14 protein-coding genes, 1 tRNA gene and 1 pseudogene are annotated in these 18,635 nt (G+C 70.6%); 9 read left to right on the top strand and 7 right to left on the bottom strand.

What is annotated here, in order from left to right:
* Positions 1-98 precede the first annotated feature (98 nt).
* From ABZX65_RS08610 to ABZX65_RS08600, 3 genes are all read left to right on the top strand, one after another.
* Positions 99-1,058, top strand: a complete 960-nt coding sequence (locus tag ABZX65_RS08610) for an alpha/beta hydrolase (protein ID WP_355336307.1) — start codon at positions 99-101, stop codon at positions 1,056-1,058.
* 97 nt (positions 1,059-1,155) lie between these two features.
* On the top strand, positions 1,156-1,914 hold the full coding sequence (locus ABZX65_RS08605; protein WP_355336305.1) for an SDR family oxidoreductase: 759 nt from the start codon (positions 1,156-1,158) through the stop codon (positions 1,912-1,914).
* A gap of 234 nt (positions 1,915-2,148) precedes the next feature.
* Positions 2,149-2,577 carry an SH3 domain-containing protein gene (locus tag ABZX65_RS08600; RefSeq protein WP_355336303.1) on the top strand — a complete coding sequence of 143 codons (429 nt, stop codon included), beginning with the start codon at positions 2,149-2,151 and terminating at the stop codon, positions 2,575-2,577.
* 196 nt (positions 2,578-2,773) lie between these two features.
* Here ABZX65_RS08600 and ABZX65_RS08595 read toward each other — a convergent pair whose 3' ends face one another.
* Positions 2,774-4,855, bottom strand: coding sequence for a glycoside hydrolase family 31 protein (locus tag ABZX65_RS08595; RefSeq protein WP_355336301.1), 2,082 nt, complete (start codon positions 4,853-4,855; stop codon positions 2,774-2,776).
* An 843-nt stretch (positions 4,856-5,698) separates the two neighbouring features.
* Here ABZX65_RS08595 and ABZX65_RS08590 point away from each other — a divergent pair.
* Positions 5,699-7,627: a vWA domain-containing protein gene (locus ABZX65_RS08590; RefSeq protein WP_355336300.1), complete on the top strand. Its 1,929-nt coding sequence runs from the start codon at positions 5,699-5,701 to the stop codon at positions 7,625-7,627.
* A 116-nt stretch (positions 7,628-7,743) separates the two neighbouring features.
* A complete protein-coding gene (locus ABZX65_RS08585) occupies positions 7,744-7,914 on the top strand; it encodes a hypothetical protein (RefSeq protein ID WP_355336298.1) in 171 nt (56 codons plus the stop codon).
* Between the two features lie 354 nt (positions 7,915-8,268).
* Here the strand turns inward: ABZX65_RS08585 and ABZX65_RS08580 are convergent, their stop codons facing one another.
* On the bottom strand, positions 8,269-9,012 hold the full coding sequence (locus tag ABZX65_RS08580) for an HNH endonuclease family protein (RefSeq protein ID WP_355336296.1): 744 nt from the start codon (positions 9,010-9,012) through the stop codon (positions 8,269-8,271).
* A gap of 166 nt (positions 9,013-9,178) precedes the next feature.
* Between ABZX65_RS08580 and ABZX65_RS08575 the strand changes: the two genes are divergently transcribed.
* Positions 9,179-9,592, top strand: a complete 414-nt coding sequence (locus ABZX65_RS08575) for a hypothetical protein (protein WP_355336294.1) — start codon at positions 9,179-9,181, stop codon at positions 9,590-9,592.
* Positions 9,593-9,599: 7 nt separating this feature from the next.
* On the opposite strand, the gene ABZX65_RS08570 is transcribed toward ABZX65_RS08575, so the two are convergent.
* Positions 9,600-10,046: a hypothetical protein gene (locus ABZX65_RS08570; RefSeq protein ID WP_355336292.1), complete on the bottom strand. Its 447-nt coding sequence runs from the start codon at positions 10,044-10,046 to the stop codon at positions 9,600-9,602.
* 452 nt (positions 10,047-10,498) lie between these two features.
* Here ABZX65_RS08570 and ABZX65_RS08565 point away from each other — a divergent pair, with 452 nt between their 5' ends.
* The 3 genes and pseudogenes from ABZX65_RS08565 to ABZX65_RS08555 form a co-directional block, all read left to right on the top strand.
* A complete protein-coding gene (locus ABZX65_RS08565; protein WP_355336290.1) occupies positions 10,499-12,178 on the top strand; it encodes an RHS repeat-associated core domain-containing protein in 1,680 nt (559 codons plus the stop codon).
* A gap of 90 nt (positions 12,179-12,268) precedes the next feature.
* Positions 12,269-12,478, top strand: a complete 210-nt coding sequence (locus ABZX65_RS08560) for a hypothetical protein (RefSeq protein WP_355336288.1) — start codon at positions 12,269-12,271, stop codon at positions 12,476-12,478.
* 98 nt (positions 12,479-12,576) lie between these two features.
* A pseudogene (locus ABZX65_RS08555) lies at positions 12,577-13,184 on the top strand (transposase family protein); the annotation flags it as partial.
* 319 nt (positions 13,185-13,503) lie between these two features.
* Here ABZX65_RS08555 and ABZX65_RS08550 read toward each other — a convergent pair.
* From ABZX65_RS08550 to ABZX65_RS08535, 4 genes are all read right to left on the bottom strand, one after another.
* A tRNA-Thr gene (locus ABZX65_RS08550) sits at positions 13,504-13,580 on the bottom strand.
* A 107-nt stretch (positions 13,581-13,687) separates the two neighbouring features.
* Positions 13,688-15,253, bottom strand: coding sequence for an alpha/beta hydrolase (locus ABZX65_RS08545; protein WP_355336286.1), 1,566 nt, complete (start codon positions 15,251-15,253; stop codon positions 13,688-13,690).
* A gap of 96 nt (positions 15,254-15,349) precedes the next feature.
* Positions 15,350-16,471, bottom strand: coding sequence for a hypothetical protein (locus ABZX65_RS08540; RefSeq protein WP_355336284.1), 1,122 nt, complete (start codon positions 16,469-16,471; stop codon positions 15,350-15,352).
* 432 nt (positions 16,472-16,903) lie between these two features.
* A complete protein-coding gene (locus tag ABZX65_RS08535; protein ID WP_355336282.1) occupies positions 16,904-18,115 on the bottom strand; it encodes a DNA polymerase III subunit delta' in 1,212 nt (403 codons plus the stop codon).
* Between the last annotated feature and the right edge of the window lie 520 nt (positions 18,116-18,635).

Below are 18,635 nucleotides of genomic sequence, written 5' to 3'. Positions count from 1 at the left end.
CGCCGGCTCCCGCTTACCGGCTCATCCGTCGGCTCCCGCTTTCTGATGCGCCAGTCCGCCGCCACCACCATCTCCACCTCTTGAGAAAGGCACCGCCCATGACCACGCCCCGCCCCGGCCTCGACCCCGAACTGCACGACCTGCTCGCCGACTTGCCGCTGGTGTCCGGGCTCAGCCCGGAGGTGCTCGCGCAGGTCCGCCCCTTCTCCTCGGCGCCCGTCGAACCGCTCCTGGAAGGGCGCGCGATCGAACGCCGCGAGGTGACCGTCCCGAGCCGGGACGGCGAGCCGATCGCGCTGTCGGTCTTCAGCCCCGCGGCCACCGGCGGCCGTACCACCGCGGCGCCCTGCGTCTACTGGATGCACGGCGGCGGGATGGTCATGGGCGACCGCTTCTCCCAGATAGACATTCCGCTGGAGTGGCTCGACGCGTGCGGCGCCGTCGTGGTCACCGTCGAGTACCGGCTCGCGCCGGAGTCCGGCGGCACGATCCCCGTCGAGGACTGCTACCAGGGGCTGCTCTGGGTCGCCGAGCACGCGGCCGAGCTGGGCATCGACCCCGCCCGTATCGTCGTCGCGGGTGCCAGCGCGGGCGGCGGCCTCGCCGCCGGGGTGGCGCTGGCGGCCCGCGACCGGCAGGCCCCGGCCATCGCCGCCCAGGTGCTGATCGGCCCCATGCTCGACCACCGCAACACCAGCGCCTCCAGCCGCCAGTACGCGAACGAACCCGGCGTATGGACCCGCGAGATGAACGAGTTCGGCTGGAGCTGCCTGCTCGGCGGCCTCGTCGGCGACGACGTACCCGCGTACGTATCGCCCGCCCTGGCCGACGACCTGTCGAATCTGCCGACCGCCTACATCGACACCGGTTCCGCCGAGGTCTTCCGCGACGAGGACACCGACTACGCCACCCGGATTTGGGCGGCCGGCGGCCAGGCCGAGCTCCACGTCTGGGCGGGCGGCTTCCACGGCTTCGACGCGCTGTACCCGCAGGCCCGTATCGCGGCCACCGCTCGCAGGACCCGCACCGACTGGCTCGCCCGCGTCCTGTCCGCGTAGGCCCGCCCGGCCGGGTGATCCCGCCCGGTCACGTAATCCGGCCCGGTCACGTAAGCCCACCCGGCCGCGTAAGCCCACCCCCTTCTGGAGGACCACCATGAACGTCGCCATCGTCACCGGGGCCAGCTCCGGCATCGGACAGAGCGCCGCGATCGAGATCGCCAAACGCGGAACCGGCGTCATCCTGACCTACGCCAACAACCCGGCCGGCGGCCGGGAGACCGTCGCCGCCATCGAGAAGGCGGGCGGCACAGCCGTCGCCCTGCCCCTGGACGTCGGCGAGGCCGGCACCTTCACCGCCTTCCGCGACACCGTGGCCGCCGTACTGCACGACACCTGGCAGCGCGACACCTTCGACTCCCTGGTCAACAACGCCGGTCTCTCCCTCACCTCGCTGATCGAGGACACCACCGAGGAGACCTTCGACCGGCTCATGCGCGTCCTGCTCAAGGGTCCGTACTTCCTGACGCAGAAGCTGCTCCCCCTGATGGCCGACGGCGGCGCCATCGTCAACACGAGCAGCAACTCGACCGCGTCCGCCGGCCTCGAACCCGGCTACTCCGTCTACGCCTCGATGAAGGGCGGCCTCGACGTCCTGACCCGCTACATGGCCAAGGAATTCAGCCCGCGCGGCATCCGGGTCAACGCCGTCTCCCCCGGCTCCACCCGCACCCGCATCGCCAACGACGCCTTCACCCAGTTCCCCGAGGTCATCCCGGCCCTCGCCGCGAAGACCGCGCTCGGCCGCCTCGGCGAACCCGCCGACATCGGCCCCATGATCGCCGCCCTCACCTCCCCCGAGTCCCGCTGGGTCACCGCCCAGACCATCGAGGTCTCGGGCGGCTACAACCTCTAGCGCCTCTAGAACCTTTAGAACCTCTAGCGCCTCTAGCACCTCTGGACCGGCCCCCCGGCGGCGGACCCGCTGCGCGCACAGGCCGCCGTCCGGGTGGCGGCGGCACCCGCAGACGGGTGAGGACTGCGCACGTTCGGCCCAACGTGGCAATTTATCCTAGTTGTTGGAGATTGTCCGGCGTATTTTCAGCGGTGCCCATGCGTGTCATTGCACATCAGGAACAGGAGAAGTCCCTTGGCGACATTCGCTGCTCTTCCTTCCCTCCGAGGCCGCATCATCACCGGCGCCAGCGCGCTGACCACCGCCGTCGTACTCGGCACCACGCTGCTCGGCGCGACGGCCGCCCAGGCCGCCGCCCCGACCGCCACCCCGGCCCGCCCGTACGGCACGGTCGTCGCCGGTGACGGCGTGGTCCAGCGCCAGTTCCCGAGCACGGACTCGTCCGTCAAGGGCTCGCTGCGCTACCACCAGCAGGTCGGCCTGCGCTGCAAGGTCCGCGCCCAGAACATCGCGGGCAACGACGTCTGGTACCTGCTGCGCGACAACTCGAACTGGGTCTCGGCGAAGTACGTCGACAACACCGGCAACGTCTCCTACTGCAAGGACGTCCTGCGCAGCGACCTCTCCACCCTGAAGGCAATCCCCAAGGGCGCCAAGGGCTGACCCTCTCCCCCGCGCACGAGCCGGCCCGGAGTCGCCCAAGTCCCCACCCGCGACTCCGGGCCGGCCTCATTGCCGTGGCGCGGCACCGGGCCACCCGCTCACGCACGCCGACGGCCAACTGCACGCGAAAACCCAGTGGTGAATCGGCACGGCCCTCATCCACACTGCGCCGATGAGCGCCCCCCGCGGAGACGCGTCATCGGGAGACGGCATGCATCAGGGCGTCGGTGTCGTGCGTGCCCAGCAGGACGAACACCGGGGTCCGGCTCAGGTCGGCGGCGTAGCCCGTCAGCTCGGCGGGTCCGTGGATCGTCCTCCGGTGCAGGACGTCGTACCACTGGCCCGGCGGGACATGGATGTCGCGCCGCGTCTGATCGGTGAGGACGGGCGCGGCCATCAGCGAGTCGCCGAGCAGCCACTGGTCGGCGATCGTGTAGGCCGCCTCATCCTGCGGGTAGTTGAAGAACAGCGGCTTCATGATCGGTTCCCCGGTGCGCACCGCCCGCTCGGCCTGCGACTCGATGTACGGCGCGAGGCGTTCGTGAGCCTGGACCGCGGCGACGTAGAGGTCGACCGTCTCCTGATCGTACTTCTGGCTGCCGTAGGCGTTGGACACTCCGAGCGGCGAGGTGGAGGAGTACATCAGCGGCATCAGCGACGCCGCCTGCGCCCACCGCACGAGCACCTGCTTGGCAGGCGGGGCCTTGCTCAGTGAACCGCCGATCATGTCCGTCTCGACGAAGGGGTAGCCGACGGTACTGATCGAGAGGTTCTGCGCCACCGCCGCGCGCAGCGAGACCCAGCTTGTTCCCTTGTCGATCTGCCGGGTGACGAAGCCGTACCGCTGCGAGCCGGTCCAGTGGATCCGTACGCCGGCGCCTTGCAGGTCGAACTGGTCGCACAGTTCCGCGCCGAGCTTGAGGTAGTCGAGCGCGGTGTGACCGGGATACGGCGCACAGGTCTCGTCGTAGAAGCGGGTGTCGAATTTGAACCCGTCGACGCCGTAGTCCTGCCGCAGGCTCTGAAGGTTCCCGACATACCAGGCGCGGGCCTCGGGATTGGCGATGTCGACGATGCCGGCGGTGCCGTTCCACCACTTGACCAGGCCCGGTTCGGCCGGGTCGGTCCGCGATTTCAGGAGGTAGCCGTGGTCGGCGGCATAGGAGAAGTTGTCGGCGTCGGTGTTGATCCACAGCGTGACCCAGATCCCGAAGTCGTATCCCATCGCGTGGATCTCGTCGGACATCGCCTTCGGCGCCGGGAATTTGCTGTTGAAGGTGAAGTCGCCGTAATGGCTCATCCAGCCGTCGTCCATCTGGACCGTGTGCCCCGGCACTCCCGCGTCGTGCAGACTCCTGGCCCAGCCCAGCAGCGAGTCCTGTGAGACGGCGGAGTAGAACTGCGCCCACGAGTTCCACAACGGCTTGGCGTACTGCGCGCCCGACGCGTCGCTCTTGGCGGGCGTGCCGGTGATGCCGATGTAGTTCTCATAGACGTCTCTGGCGTTGCGTTCCACGAAGACGGTGGCGTCCATCGTGGAACTCTGGGTGAGCGTGTAGCCGAAGACACCCTGCTGCGCGTCGTTGATGGACACATCCATGACGTCTTCGGTGTCGACCCACAAGCCGGTGCCCCGCTGGGTGAACCAGAACGGCTCGGTGACCAGATACTCCGCGGGCGCCATCGTCTTGTCCCGGACCTTGCCGGAGTCCAACGGCCACGGCTGGTCGATGTACGGCGCACCGGTCGCGGTCACCGCCTCGCCCTGCCCGTACCAGTGACCGGCCGACTCGACCAGATAATGGCTCGCCACCTTGGTCGCGGCCACCTGTCCCTGGACCGACCAGGTCATCCGGTACCGGTCAGCGGCCGGAGTGATCCGGTAGGTCACGGTGCTGCCGGGTACGGTGGTCGCCAGCGTCAGTACGAGCACACCGTCGCTCCACCGCGCGCTCGTAACGGACGTGGCGGTCGCCCACGCTCCCTGGGCCGTGCGGAAGACCGCGGGGCCCGACCCCGACGACGCGGACGAGCCCGCGTCGGTCTGCAACACCACCTTGCGATCGCGCAGTGTGGTGATCTGGAAGGGCGACTTGGTGACGACCACGGTGTAGCCCGGGGCCTTCGCCGCGGCCGACACAATGAGTCTGACGCTGTCGACGGTGTCCTCGAACCGCGTGGGCGCCGGGGCTCCGGTCGCACCGTTCCCCGGCTGCCCGGTCGCGCGCGACTCGCCGCGAGCAGCCGACTGACCACTCGTCAAAAGCGCACCCGACACGCCGACCGCTCCGCCGACGGCGAGCAAACGCCTTCGAGGCATCCCTTGTTCAGCCATGGTGCTCCTCCTGGTGAGCAGCGTCGAGTCGCTGCATTGGATGGTGCGGCTGTCGAACGGACATGGCCTTCAGTATCCGATCCCAGGGCCGGGCGGGGCCCCGCTGAGACGGCCCGATCACTGCGCAGCGCAGGCTAGCCAGTCCCATTCGTGAGCACAATAGCTCGAAACATGGCCATATCGAGCAACGCGGCTCATTTTCCGCACCAGAGCGCGCCGGAGCCGCGCCGGGGTCGCAGCGGGGTCGCGGCGGGATCGCGGCGGGGTCGCGGCGGGGTCGCGGCGGGCCTCGGCGAGCAGGTGCCGGTGGCGGAGGTGCTCGCGGTGGATGTGGACGGTCGCAGCGACGTCCACGGCCGCCAGGTCCACATCGACGACCGCCGCGGCCGCGCCGTCACCTGCCGGTGCGGCGGCGGTCCAGGAGGCGCGGATCACGGCCGGCGCACGGCGCCCTCCAGGATCGCGGACAGTCGGGCTTCGGTGCTGGTCGGATCCCCCGGCGTAGTTGGTAGCCGCCGTCGCCGGTGTGACCCGTGTGGCTGGTGTGCCCCGTGTGCTGGGCGCGTCCGGGCGGAGGTCGCCGACGGCGTGCCTAGGGTGCCTTTGATCCCGGTTTGCCGCAGTGGGCGGTGGCTGGTCGTCGAGGAGAGGCCGATGAGGCAGAGGTTGTGTTGGATCGCGTTGAGCGCGCTGGTACTGGCCGCCGCTCCGGTGACTGCCGCGGCAACGAGCCCACAGGCCGCGCGTTTTGTGCCGGCACCTGGTTCGGACAGCAGCGTGGTGACGGTGCGGACCGGGGGAGACCGGGTCTCTGAGGACGAGGCGGCGCCGCTGGCAGGAGTGGGCCTCGCGCTGTACGCGAGTCCGGACGCGACCGATCCAATCGGACAGGCGTGGGCCCGGTGCACGTCCGACGCCGAGGGGGACTGCAGCTTCGTCGTCCCGGACACCGCCGCGGGCCAGGCGAACCACGCCGCGGTGATGACGGTGCGCCAGACGGCGGCGCCGACCGGGTGGTACACCAACCCGGTGCTGCGCACCGGACCGGGCAGCGGCTCGGGGTCGGTGGCCTCGCCCTACCGGTTCCAGACCCCGCCGCTGCAAGCGGGGAACACCTACCGGTCGACGCGCGAGTTCATGTACAGCTCGAACAATGGGCTGCCCACACGGTCGGGCGGGGTATGGCAGTCCTCGCGGGACAATCCGCCGCTGCCGCCGTCGTGCGGTCTGGACGTCGCGGTCGTGCTCGACCTGTCGGCGTCGGTCGGCAGCCAGCTGCCGGCGCTGAAGGCCGCGACGGACGCCTTCACCGACGCGCTGACCGGCACGCCCTCGCGGATGGCGCTGTTCTCCTTCGACGAGGCGTCGCCGTCCACCAGCGTGGGCGTGAACTATCCGCAGCTGCGTTCGGTGTCCACGCAGGCCGGAGCGGACTCCTTCAAGGACCTGTACGCCGACTGGACGCTGGGCAAGGGCACGAACTGGGACCAGGCGCTGTGGGCGGTGGCGCAGGCACCGGAGCACTACGACGCGACCGTGGTACTGACCGACGGCAACCCGACCCGTTTCGGCGAACGCCGGGGCGACGGGTCGAACACCCACTTCATTGACGTGGAGAACGGCGTCTTCTCCGCCAACTCCGTGAAGGCGAAGGACACCCGGGTGATCGCGCTGGGTGTGGGCAGCGGCGTCGCGGGGGTGTCCGGGCTGAACCTGCGGGCGATCTCCGGACCGACCGCGTTCGACGGGTCCAACACCGTGGCCGCGGACTACTTCCAGACCGCTGACTTCGGCCAGGCCGGCCGCCAACTGCACGACCTGGCAGTGGACAAGTGCACCGGCACGATCAACGTGGTCAAGCAGATCACACCGGCCGACACCACCGGCGAAGACGTGACCGGCTCGGTTCCGGCCGGCCCGGGGTGGACCTTCGCTGCCTCCACCACCACACCGGGAGTCACCGGCCTGCCCGACTCCCAGACCACCACCGCCGACGGCACCGGCACGGTCACCTTCACCCCCGGCTACGGCGCCAACCCCTCTGCTGACGTCACGGTGGACGAGATCCAGCACCCCGGATACCAGCTGGTCACCCAGGGCGGCCAGAACGCGGTGTGCACCGACCTCGACACCGGCCGGCGCGTACCGGTGGAGAACACCGCGTCTGCGGCCGGCCCCGGCTTCGCCGTCGACGCTCCCCGCCAGGACGCGGTCACCTGCACCGTCTACAACCGGCCCGCGGAGGACGACGGCGAAGCCGACCTGACCGTCGACAAGGAGTGGGACGTCGACGGGCACCTCTACCCCGAGGGCACCCAACCCGACGGCCTCGACGCCCAGCTCACCCTCACCGGCCCCGACACCGCGTCACCGACACCGCAGCCTTGGGGCGTCGCCCGCCCCGGCTACACAGTGGGCGACCAGGTGACGATCGGTGAACAGGTCCACCTGGGCAACGACGCCTGCACGCTCACCCGCTCCGAAATCACCGAGATCGACGGCACGCCCGTGGACCTGCCCTTGCCGTACGAGACCACCCTCACGGCACACCACCAGCACGCCACCGTCACGAACACCGTGACCTGCTGCCCACCCGATGACGGCGGCGAGCACGGCGGCTACGGGAGCAGCAGCGACGCGCACGGCGCAGACGGCCGCCATGGCGTGACCGTCGCCCGCGGCCACCGCGCCACCCTGGACCGCCCCGGCCGCTGACCGGCCGGCCGACCCCTGCGCACCACCATTCCAGCGCCCGCCTGCATCCCAGTCTCGGCGGACGGTTCCCCGACCCATGCTGGTTCGCGCGCGTACCCGAGGGAGGAGATCCCGACGTGGGCCACACCCGCTACGTGCGGGCCGCGTTCGCGGCTGCCGACGACGCGGTCTGCGACGCCCTGGCCCGCGGCTGGCTGCCGGGCGAGCGGGTCGCGGTCGTCCACGCCGCGACCCGGGCCGACCTCAGCGCCTGCTCACCTGCGGCGACGCCACCGACGTCATTGTGACCGCCGCCGACGTGGGTTTCGACGGCGAAGAGATGCGGCTCGGGGCGTCGGTGGGGATCTACGACCGGCCCGCGCAGGAAGTCTGCCGTCCCTTCCCAAAGGGCACACGAGGGTTCGTCCTGGGCGAGGGGGCCGCGGCAGAATCTATGAGCACCCCGGTCACCAGACCGAATTTTCCGTGGGGGTCGGCGCCAGCCCGCCCCGGCGCCGCAGCGAGGCCTGCTCCTGATCCGTCAACCGGACGTGGCACCGGCGCCGCGCCGGACCGCCGCGCCCGCGTTCCACGACGACGGCCGGTGACTTCGGCGGGTCGTAGCGCTCGACCCGGTCGACCGAAGCCCCAGGGCTTGCAGGTCAGGACTTCAGCGCGACCTCGTGGCTGGACTCGGTGGGCAGCACCTGGCCGCGGCGGCCGCCCAGGTTCCTGCCCATCGCGGTCCTCTCCGCCGAGGTGATCCACAGCTTGTACTTCGTCTCCACCGCGACCTGCCGTGCCACGTACTCGCACCGGAATCCGGCCGCTGCCTGCGGCAGCCAACCGCTGGCGTCGTCGTCGCCCTTGTCGTCGTTCGCCGGGCCGTCCGCGGCGGTCAGGTTCAGCGGATCGTTGGCCAACTGCTCGCGCACCGGCTTCGACAGCGCCTTCGCGCCGGTCTGCCAGGCGTTGCCGAGCGCCACCATATGGTCGATCCGCACCGCCGGACTCGTCTTCCGGCCCCGGGTGAAGCGGATCGTCCGGCCGGTGCAGGGGTCCTTCAGGACACCGGACTCGACCTCGCACCTGCCCTCGAGCTTCACCTCGGTGAGATCACGCCGCAGGATGTCGTCCCTCGTCTCGCAGCCGTTGTGGCCGCCGGACGCGCCTTGGCCGTCGGACGCGCCTTGGCCGTCGGTCCACGCCGCGCCGAAGTCGGCGATCCGGTCGTAGCCGGAGATCGGCCCGTCCGGCTTCACCGCGAGCTTCGCCAGCGCCCCCAGCGCCGACCCGCTGCTGATGGAGCGGGCGACACCCGCGCTCCGCGCGGGCACCTTCCCGTTCGCGCTATCGGACTTCGGCTGGCAGCCCGCCAGCACCAGCCCCGCCAGACGAGTGCGCAAGGACGGATCTAGGACGGATCCAGGACGGAAGCTCTTAGCCTCGATTAACAGGGTGACAGTCGGCTGGGCCGCCTGGTGGCCGGGCCACGGCCCCGCACGGCATCCGAGCGGGATGCATCACCCATCGCCGGATACTGACAACTATGAGGACTGGGAGAAACACTCAATGGCTCGTGTGATCACGGCTCTCGGCGCGCTTGTGTTGGCTGGGGCATCGATCCTCGGCGCGTCCTCGCAGGCGTCTGCGGATCCGAATCCGAACGTTCACGACTCCAACCCGCAGATGGCCACGCTGATCACCCAGTACCACGCGGGGGTCTACAGCTCCCCCCGGGCGGACTCCAAAAAGATCGACGGCCTCATCCTCGCGCCGGGGCAGCAAGCTTACGTGGACTGCTGGGTGTCCGGCGGCACCGTCGGCACCACCGGCGACGTCTGGTACCGCACCTCGGGGATCATGGTGAACGGCACCTACCTCGATGTATATACCTCCTCCGGGGGCCCCGGCTGGACCTACGGGCCGTACGTGGATGGTGACCAGAGGTTCTGGATGTCGCCTGGTGGTCTGCCCCACTGCTAGTGCCGCATCAGGCAACGTTCGCCTGATCCGAGCCGAGATCCTGATCCGCGCGCTGGACCGGCGCCCCGGTAGCGAGTCCGACGACCAGCAGTCCTGAACCCTGGCTGCGCCGCGCAACCGGCTGCGTCACGCCGGCCACGGCGCGCCCGGCATCGCGGTCACAGGCTGGCCCGTTCGGCGAGGGCGACTTGCTGCGCCCGTCGAACACTGCGGCACCGGTCAGGAAGATCCGCGCACCGCGGTTGCAGCAGGCGCCGCGCGGCAGGTTGTCCAACCCGCCCGGGACAATCTGCACGGCATGGCGCGGGACACGGTCGTCCTCGCAGCCCGGACAGGCCCCGGACCGATCTGCGGCGGCGCCGTGGTCCGGGCACATGCCCTGCTCGATGCGGCGGGCCGGCGGCGGTCGGCGACGATCGAGGCGCACACCTCGCAGCGCGCGCCGGTCGACCACAGCACGCCGGCCTCGCAGTCCTCGAGGCCACAGCCCCACCGCGGCAGTGCCACTCCGAGCAGCCACCGGCCCGGCTCCCGGATGTCGGCCGGGACGGCTGCGGCGAACCTGGCGCGCAGCCGTGCCGCCAGCCGCTCGGGGTCGGTGCCGGTGCGCAGCTGCCCCCCGACCTCCCGGGCGATCTGCCGCTGCATGAACGCGCTGTCCACCTGCTCCAGCTGCCAGTGCACCGGCTCCCGCACGCCGTAGATCGCGGCGGACATGGTCAACTGCGGTCCGGTGTACGACGGCCGGACCGGCCCCCGCCCTTGCTGCGCTTTTCGCCTTCGACCTTCGGCGCGAGATGCTCTCCATCCGCGCGGAGCGCGAGACCAGCGCCGCCCATCGCGGCCGCACTCGAGGTCGAACGGTTTTCCACAGCCGGCCCGGCGACTACCAGCGCCACCGACGCGATGGGAGTGGGCGGGGTCGGCGGGAACGTCACGACGTACGGCTTCGACGCGCTCGGACGCCCGCACACCGCCACCGACGGGCGCGGCATCGCCACCACGTACGCCTACGACGACCGCGACCGCACCACCGGCGTGACCACCTCCGGCGGCGCGACCGTGGGCTACGTGTTCGACGGTGACGGCAACCAGACCTCCCGCACCGATGCCACCGGCACCACCACGTACCTGCCGGACGCCCTGAACCGCGAGTCGCTGCGCACCCTGGCCGACGGCTCGACAACGCTGCTGACGTACGACCCGGCCGGGAACGTCGCCACCTACACCGACCCCACCGGACCGGTGGTCTACGGGTACGACAATGCCAACAACCTCAAGACGCTCAAGGACCCCTCCGGGTCGACCACCACATACCGGTACAACAACGACGACGTCCTGACCTCGGTCGCCTACCCCGGCGGCACCACGCAGACCATCACCCCGGACAACTCCGGCCGCCCCTCGACCATCAAGACCGCCGCCGGCTCCACGACACTGGTCGACCTCTCCTACACCTACACCTCCGGGAAGTCGGGCACGGACGGCGACCTGCGGCACACCCGCACCGACAACCAGGCCGGCAAGACCATCACCTACAGCTACGACTCCCACAACCGCCTCGCCGAGGCAAAGGAGTCGGCCACCGCGATCTGGCTGTACTGCTACGACGCCGCCGGAAACACCGTGTCAGCCACGGCCGGCTCCGACGACGCCTGCCCCGGCACCACCACCTACACCTACAACGACGCCTCCGAACTGACCTCCAAGAACGGCTCCGCCACCGGCTGGACCTACAACCCGGCCGGCGACGAAACCAACGGCGCCTCCACCACCGGCATCCGCACAGGCGAGACCTGGTCGGACTTCAACCAGCTCACCTCCCTCACCGCCGCCGGCACCGCCTACACCGCCGCCTACGCCGGCACCGACAACGCCGAACGCACCCAACTCGGCGCCACGGCCTTCCACAACGGCCCCGAAGGACTCGCCGCCTCCACCGCCACCGGCGCCGACACCGGATTCACCCGCGAGCCCGGGGGCACACTCAACTCCATGAGGACCGGGGGAAAGAGCTACTACTACCTCACCGACGCCGACGGCTCCGTCCTCGGCCTGGTCGACAACGCCGCGCACCGCGTGAACACCTACACCTACAACCCCACCGGCATGCCCCGCACCGGCGGCGTGAGCGAGACCGTCCCCCAGCCCTACCGCTACCACGACGCCTACCTCGACCCCACCGGCCTGTACAAAATGGGCGCCCGCTACTACGACGCCGTCACCGAACGCTTCACCCAAACCGACCCCTCAGGCCAGGAAACCAACCCCTACGCCGCCTTCGGCGCCGACCCCGTCAACCACACCGACCCCAACGGGCTCGGATTCCTCGATGCCGTTAGCGAGTGGGCTGGACCGGTTGGCGACCTCGCTCAAGCTGGCTATCACGCATACCAAGGCGACACAAAAGCTTTGTGGGGAGACTTGGCTGGTGTTATGGCTGGTGGAATCGTAGGAGGTATGTGCACTAGCCTTGCCGTGGCAGGAGCTCCTGAGACTGAAGGAATTTCCCTTGTAGCGGGACTGAGGTGCTACGCACTTTCCAACGCGGCGAGCCAATATGCATCAGGTGAAGTCTCAGGATAATTGATTTGAGTTCTGCGCAAGATTTCTGGGGCTGAGGCGACGCAGTCGCCTCAGCCCCTTCATGAAAGTAGAGTTAGAGGGGGTAGCTGCATGCCTGATCTCGGATGGAACATTCGACAGCGTGCGGCACTGCGACGTTCGATCATCTTCACTAGTGTATTTGTATTCCTTGGGCTGGTGCTTTCAATCGCACTTATCGCCATGGGAAACAAAGGCGGGTGGTTCCTTCTGGCGTTCATTCTTATGCTATCAGGTCCCTTTTTCTACATCATGCGGGTGAAGTCAAAATCCCAGCCCTGAGGCAATGGTCACGAGGAGCATTAACTGAGCCTTTTCAGCGGGTCACCGATCGGGGGACGGGGGCGGCGTGAGGGCGGGGCCGCAACGGACAGGGCTCCCGTCACGAGACCCTCGCCCGCCTTGCAGTCGCCTTCGGGATATCCGTCGGCACCGCGCATGGATACGTCACCGCCGTCACCGGCCTGCTTGCCGATCGTGCCCCGGGACTGCTGAAGATGCTGCGCGACAACGACCCGGACTTCGTCCTCCTCGATGGGACCCTCGCCGAGTGCGATCGCGTAGGCGACAGCCGCGCCGACTATTCGGCCAAGCACCGCCGCCATGGCGTGAACGTCCAGGTCGTCACGGATCCCGCCGCGGGGTCCTGTGGATCTCGCCCGCCCTGCCCGGCCGCACTCACGACCTGACCGCCGCCCGCACGCACAGGATCATCCGGATCTGTGAACGGCAAGGCATCCCGGTCCAGGCCGACCGCGCCTACCAGGGCGCCAGCGCCTGGGTCACTACCGGCGTCAGACGACTACCCGGTGGCGAACTCAGCCCCACCCAGCGCACCGTGAACCGGGCGCCGGCCCAGGCCCGAGCCCCCGTCGAACGCGGCACGGCACGGCTGAAGTCCTGGCAGATCTTCCGCAGATCCCGCATCAGCCCCAACCGCATGACCGTCATCGCCAAGGCCGTCCTCACCCTGGAGAGACAACGCTGAAAAGGCTCAGTGCGCTGCGCCCTTGTCGCAACTCGACAACCCTTCAGCCCTGAACGAACCGAGCACCGGCGGTCCTACTGCACGCTACCTGCACGCGCGGCCACCGGATGGCCACCGGGTCCGGCCTTCGGAGAGCAGACTAGAAGGCGGATGGCGATAAAGTCTCAGGTCAGAGCACTGACCCGAAGAAGCGACCGCTGAGAGCCAACCGCAGACCTACGCATTACGATGCACAGACCGCACGTGTCCGTTTCACCCGAATTCCAAGGTCAACCAGAACAGGAAACCCCAGGTCAGAGGCCCGACCTGGGGTTTACCGTGGAGCCGCCTTCGGGATTCGAACCCGAGACCTACGCATTACGAGTGCGTTGCTCTGGCCAACTGAGCTAAGGCGGCGCGCTGCGCCTTGATGCCAAGGGTGGCAGGCGCAGCGGCGCCAAGTCTACAGGGTTCCGGGGGGTGGTTCGGACCGTTGGGGGATCAAGGGGGGTGCAGGTCAGGGGTTAGGTGCACTTCTGGTCTTTGGGGGGGACGGTGTCGTCGAGGAGGTAGGCGTTGACGGCGGTGTCGATGCAGTCGGAACCGCGGGCGTAGGCGGTGTGGCCGTCGCCGTCGTAGGTGAGGAGGTGGCCGGAGGAGAGCTGGGAGGCGAGGGAGACGGCCCAGGCGTACGGGGTGGCGGGGTCGCGGATGGTGCCGACGACGAGGATCGGGGCGGCGCCCTTGGCCTCGATGCGCTGGGCGTGGCCGGTGGACGGCAGGGGCCAGTAGCCGCAGATGAGGGAGGACCAGGCCAGGGTCGTACCGAAGTGCGGGGAGGCGGCGCGGAAGGAGGGGAGGGCGCGTTCGACGTCGGCCGGGGAGGACAGGGCCGGGGGCAGGTCGAGGCAGTTGACGGCGGCGTTGGCGTACATCAGATTGCTGTACTTGCCCTTGTCGTCGCGCTCGTAGTAGCTGTCGGAGAGCTTGAGCAGCGGGCCGCCGTCGTCCTTGAGGGCGCTGGCCAGGGCGCCGCGCAGGGTCGGCCAGGCGCCCTCGTCGTACATCGCGGCGATGACGCCGGTCGTGCCGAGGGCCTCGGTGAGCGGGCGGCTGGTGCCGGTGGAGAGCGGGTGGCTGTCCAGGGAGGCGAAGAACGCGTCGAGGTGCTTGCCCGCGTCGTCGGTGGACGTCGTGCCGAGCGGGCAGTCGGAGCGCTTGACGCAGTCCGCCGCGAACGCCTTGAAGGCGACCTCGAAGCCGCCGGCCTGGGCGCGGCTGCTCTCCAGCGCGCCGACGGAGGGGTCCATGGCGCCGTCGAGCACGAGACGGCCGACGCGCTGCGGGAAGAGCCCGGCGTAGGTGGCCCCGAGGAAGGTGCCGTACGACTTTCCGACGTACGTCAGTTTCTGGTCGCCGAGCAGCGCGCGCAGGATGTCCATGTCGCGGGCGGACTCGACGGTCGAGACGTGGCCGAGGATCTTGGCGGAACGCTTCTCGCAGCCGTTGGCGAAGCCGCGGTCGGCGGTGACGAGCTTGTTGACCTCGGCGTTGTCGTCGGGGGTGGTGTCGACGGCCGTGAACGCGTCCATCTGCGGGTCGCTGAGGCATTCGACGGGCTCGCTGCGGGCGACGCCGCGCGGGTCGACGGCGGCCATGTCGTACCGCGAGGTGACCGCGGTCGGGTAGCCGAGGGCCGCGTACTGGAGGTAGTCGATCGCCGAGCCGCCGGGGCCGCCGGGGTTGACCAGCAGCGAGCCGAGCCGTTTGCCGGGGCCTGTCGCCTTCTTGCGGGCGACGGCGAGCTTGAGGTCGTCGGCGGTGACGGGGTGCGCGTAGTCCAGCGGGACCTTCATGGTCGAGCACTGGAAGCCGGGGACGCCGCAGTCGTGCCACGACAGCTTCTGTCCGTAGTACGGCGCAAGGTCCGCGGGGCTCTGGGACGGCAGCGGTTTGAGCGAGGTGGTGGCGGGGACCGGCGACGACGCCGCGGCCTTGTGCCCGCCCCCCTCTGAGGTGCATGCGGACAGCAGCAGTCCGGTCACCGCGATCACGGTGGCCGGGATGCGGAGCAGGCGCTTGGAGTGCATCGGCGGCTCGGATCCTCCCGTCGGGTGCTTGCGAGCGTATCGGCCGGGGGGCGGGGACAGACGCTCAAGCTGTCCCCTTACGAGTGATACGCACGATTATGAGCGTTTGAGGGGGGTGGGGGTGGGCGCCGCCCCGGTCGCGGCGTGGGCTTCCGGTACGGCTGTCGCGTGACCGGCCTTCGATACGGCCGAGGTGGCGCGCGGCTTCGATACGGCCGAGGTCCCGTGCGCCTCCGGTACGGCCGAGGTGCCGCGCGGCTTCGATACGGCCGAGGCGGCTTTACGGCTCGGCCCCTCCAGCTTCTCCGTCAGATACCCCGCGACCAGCGCGTACATCTCGCGCCGCACCCGTACGCCGTCGATGATCCGGACCTGGTCGCCGCGCGGGCGCAGGGCGGCGCGCAGGCGCAACGCCGAGGCGCGCGGGGCCAGTTCGCCGGTGGTGGCGGCCAGCAGCAGGGCCGGGTGCGGGCCCGCTGCCGGGGCGAGCGGCGGATACGTACCGGAGATCCCGGCGGCGGCGCGGTACCGGCCCGGGTGGGTCAGCGCCTCGTGCACCGCGCAGGGCGCCTGCGCGCCGAGGCCGATGACGGCGTGCGCGCCGCTCGCGGGCAGCGCGCGGAAGTGGCGGGCGGCCTCCGCCAGGACGGCGACCGGGTCCTGACCGCAGTCGCGCGGCATGACCAGCAGGAACGGATTGGCCAGGCCGCGCTTGGCCTGTACGGCGAAGCCCTCGAAGAGGTCGGGGGCGCCGGTGGCGGGCAGGTGCGCGAGGACGACGGGGTACGCGAGGCTCGCCGCGCCCGTCGACTCGTAACGCGGCGGCAGCCAGACGCGGATGCCGTCGCGCAGTTCCATCAGGGTGCCGCCCGCCGGGTGGCCGACCGTACGCATCTCGGGCGCCGGCGGGGCGGGGGCGGGGGTACGGCTGGGGGCGGGCGGCACGGTGGCCGTGGACTCGGCCGACTCCCCGGCGGGGGCCCGGTCGGCGCGGCCGGTGTCGCGGGAGTCGCTGAGCAACGGCACGGCGAGCGACAGGGCGGTGAGCGCCGCGACCCCGGCCGCCCCCGCGCGCAGGGCGGTGCCGAGGCGGTCGGCGGGGAGTTCGTACGGCCGCCCGGCGCGCTCTGACCACCAGTGCCGCAGGGCGCGGTGGGCCAGCAGTACGGCGGCGGCGGTCGCCGCGAGCAGCAGGACGGACAGGACGACGTCGGCCACGGCGGAACCCCTCGGGTGCGGGTGCGCTCCCGCTGGGACGGTGCGGCCGGGTACGGGGAGCTGGTCCTCGGGCCGGGGCCTTGGACCAGGTTCTTGTGCCTGGGCCTGGGCCTTGGTCTTGGACCGGGGCCTTGGGCCGGACCCTTGGGCCTGGTCGGGTCCTCGGGTCGGTCCTCGGGGTGGGATGACCCCCGGGGCGGTTGGTGATTCCGTACGGCGGCGGAAGCGCGGGAACGCTGTCTGCACCTTGCAACGGCTGCGGGCCGTGGGGTGGGAGACGTTACGGGGGCGGGGGCGGGATCACCCGGACGGACCAAGGGGGTGGCCTTCCGGCGGATGAGCCCCGGACCGCCGGGGTGCCCTTCCGGGAGGACGAACCTCCCGGCCGCCGGGACCCTTCCGGCGGCCGGACCCCGAGCCGCGGCTCGGCCCTCAGCCCGCTCGTAGCGCCAGGGTCATGGCCTCCACCGCCAGCAGCGGGGCGACGTTACGGTCCAGGGCGTCGCGGCAGGCGAGCACGGCCTCGATCCTGCGCAGGCTGTTCTCCGGCCGGGACGACGACGCGATCTGCTCGATGCCCTCGCGGACCTCGGTGTTCGCGATGCCGACCGCCGAGCCGAGCTGCAACGACAGCACGTCGCGGTAGAAACCGGCGAGGTCGGTGAGCGCGAGGTCGAGGGTGTCGCGCTGCGTACGCGTCGAACGCCGCTTCTGCCGGTCCGCCAGCTCCTTCATCGCGCCCGCCGTGCCGCGCGGCATCCGGCTGCCCGCGCCCGCCGCCGCGCCGAGGGCCGCCCGCATCTCCTCGGTCTCCTTGCCGTCGACCTCCTCCGCGACCGCCTTCGCGTCCTCCTGCGCCGCGTCCACCAACTCCTGCGCCGCGCGCAGGCACCCGCCGATGTCCGCGACCCGCAGCGGTACGCGCAGCACCGCGGCGCGGCGGGACCGTGCCTGCTCGTCCGTCGCCAGCCGCCTCGCACGCCCTATGTGGCCCTGGGTCGCCCGCGCGACCCGCTCCGCCAGCGCCGGGTCGATGCCGTCGCGCCGCATCAGTACGTCCGCGACCGCCTCGGCCGAGGGCGTACGCAGGCTCAGCAGCCTGCACCGCGAACGGATCGTCGGCAGCGCGTCCTCCACCGACGGCGCGCACAGCAGCCACACCGTGCGAGGGGCGGGCTCCTCGACGGCTTTCAGCAGTACGTTGCCCGCGCCTTCCGTCAGGCGGTCCGCGTCTTCCATGACGATGATCTGCCAGCGGCCTCCGGCCGGGGACAGCGCGGCACGCCGCACCAGTTCACGGGTCTCTTTGACGCCGATGGAGAGGAGGTCCGTGCGGACGAATTCCACGTCGGCGTGGGTGCCGACGGCCGTGGTGTGGCAGCCGTCGCAGAAGCCGCAGCCGGGGGCGGCGCCGAGGGCTCGGTCGGGGCTGACGCATTGGAGTGCGGCGGCGAAGGCTCTGGCGGCGGTGGATCGGCCCGAGCCGGGGGGGCCGGTGAACAGCCAGGCGTGCGTCATTCTTGACGCCTCGGGTTGTGGACGGCCTTCTTCGTGGGCCGTCACCAAGGCGTTTGCGTCTGCCGCCGCCGCTGATAGCTCCGCGACTACGCGCTGCTGGCCGACGACGTCGTCCCATACCGTCATGTCGACCTCCCTTCGCCTTGTCCCCGTCGGTTCCCCGAGGACCATTCTGCGTCACCCCACTGACAGGGGTGGGCGCCTTTGCGGTGCCTGGGCCTTCCCGCCCGCCCACCCGTGCGGGTGCTTTCTTCGTCTGCGGGTGCCGCCCGTTCCTGGTCGGTCCCGGCCCGGGGCACCTCCTCGGGCGACGAACCTGCGGCCACCTCCACTCGCTTCTGCCCCTGCCCGTTCGTCCCCCTGCGGGGGCACCCCGCACCGACCCCTCCGGTCCGTCGGCGCCCGCCTGTCCGCTGTGGCTGAGGGGGGAGGGGTGGCAGGGGGTGCGGCCCCTGCACGACCGACCGTCCACCCGGGGCGGGAGGAGGGGGCGGGTGGGCAAAGGGGGGTGGGTGGGGTGCCGGACCTGTACGCAAGACGGTCCGTTGGGGTGGCCGGGCAGGGGGGTGGGTGGGAGCCCGACCCCTGCGCCACCCGACCTCCCGGCGGGGCGGGCGGAAGGGGGCCTCACGCCACCCCCTCCAGC

It is taken from the genome of Streptomyces sp. NPDC003300, from assembly GCF_040610915.1.
In the GTDB taxonomy this organism is placed as follows: Bacteria; Actinomycetota; Actinomycetes; order Streptomycetales; family Streptomycetaceae; genus Actinacidiphila.
The sequence above is the reverse complement of the archived record's forward strand: the minus strand, read 5'-3'. Positions and strand labels throughout refer to the sequence as shown.

Bases quoted from the DNA above. Each gene is read 5' to 3' on its own strand.
- ABZX65_RS08610 (WP_355336307.1), top strand. From the start codon at position 99: ATGACCACGCCCCGCCCCGGCCTCGACCCCGAACTGCACGACCTGCTC.
- ABZX65_RS08605 (WP_355336305.1), top strand. From the start codon at position 1,156: ATGAACGTCGCCATCGTCACCGGGGCCAGCTCCGGCATCGGACAGAGC.
- ABZX65_RS08575 (WP_355336294.1), top strand. From the start codon at position 9,179: ATGGCTCGTGTGATCACGGCTCTCGGCGCGCTTGTGTTGGCTGGGGCA.
- ABZX65_RS08565 (WP_355336290.1), top strand. From the start codon at position 10,499: ATGGGAGTGGGCGGGGTCGGCGGGAACGTCACGACGTACGGCTTCGAC.
- ABZX65_RS08560 (WP_355336288.1), top strand. From the start codon at position 12,269: ATGCCTGATCTCGGATGGAACATTCGACAGCGTGCGGCACTGCGACGT.
- ABZX65_RS08545 (WP_355336286.1), bottom strand. From the start codon at position 15,253: ATGCACTCCAAGCGCCTGCTCCGCATCCCGGCCACCGTGATCGCGGTG.
- ABZX65_RS08535 (WP_355336282.1), bottom strand. From the start codon at position 18,115: ATGACGGTATGGGACGACGTCGTCGGCCAGCAGCGCGTAGTCGCGGAG.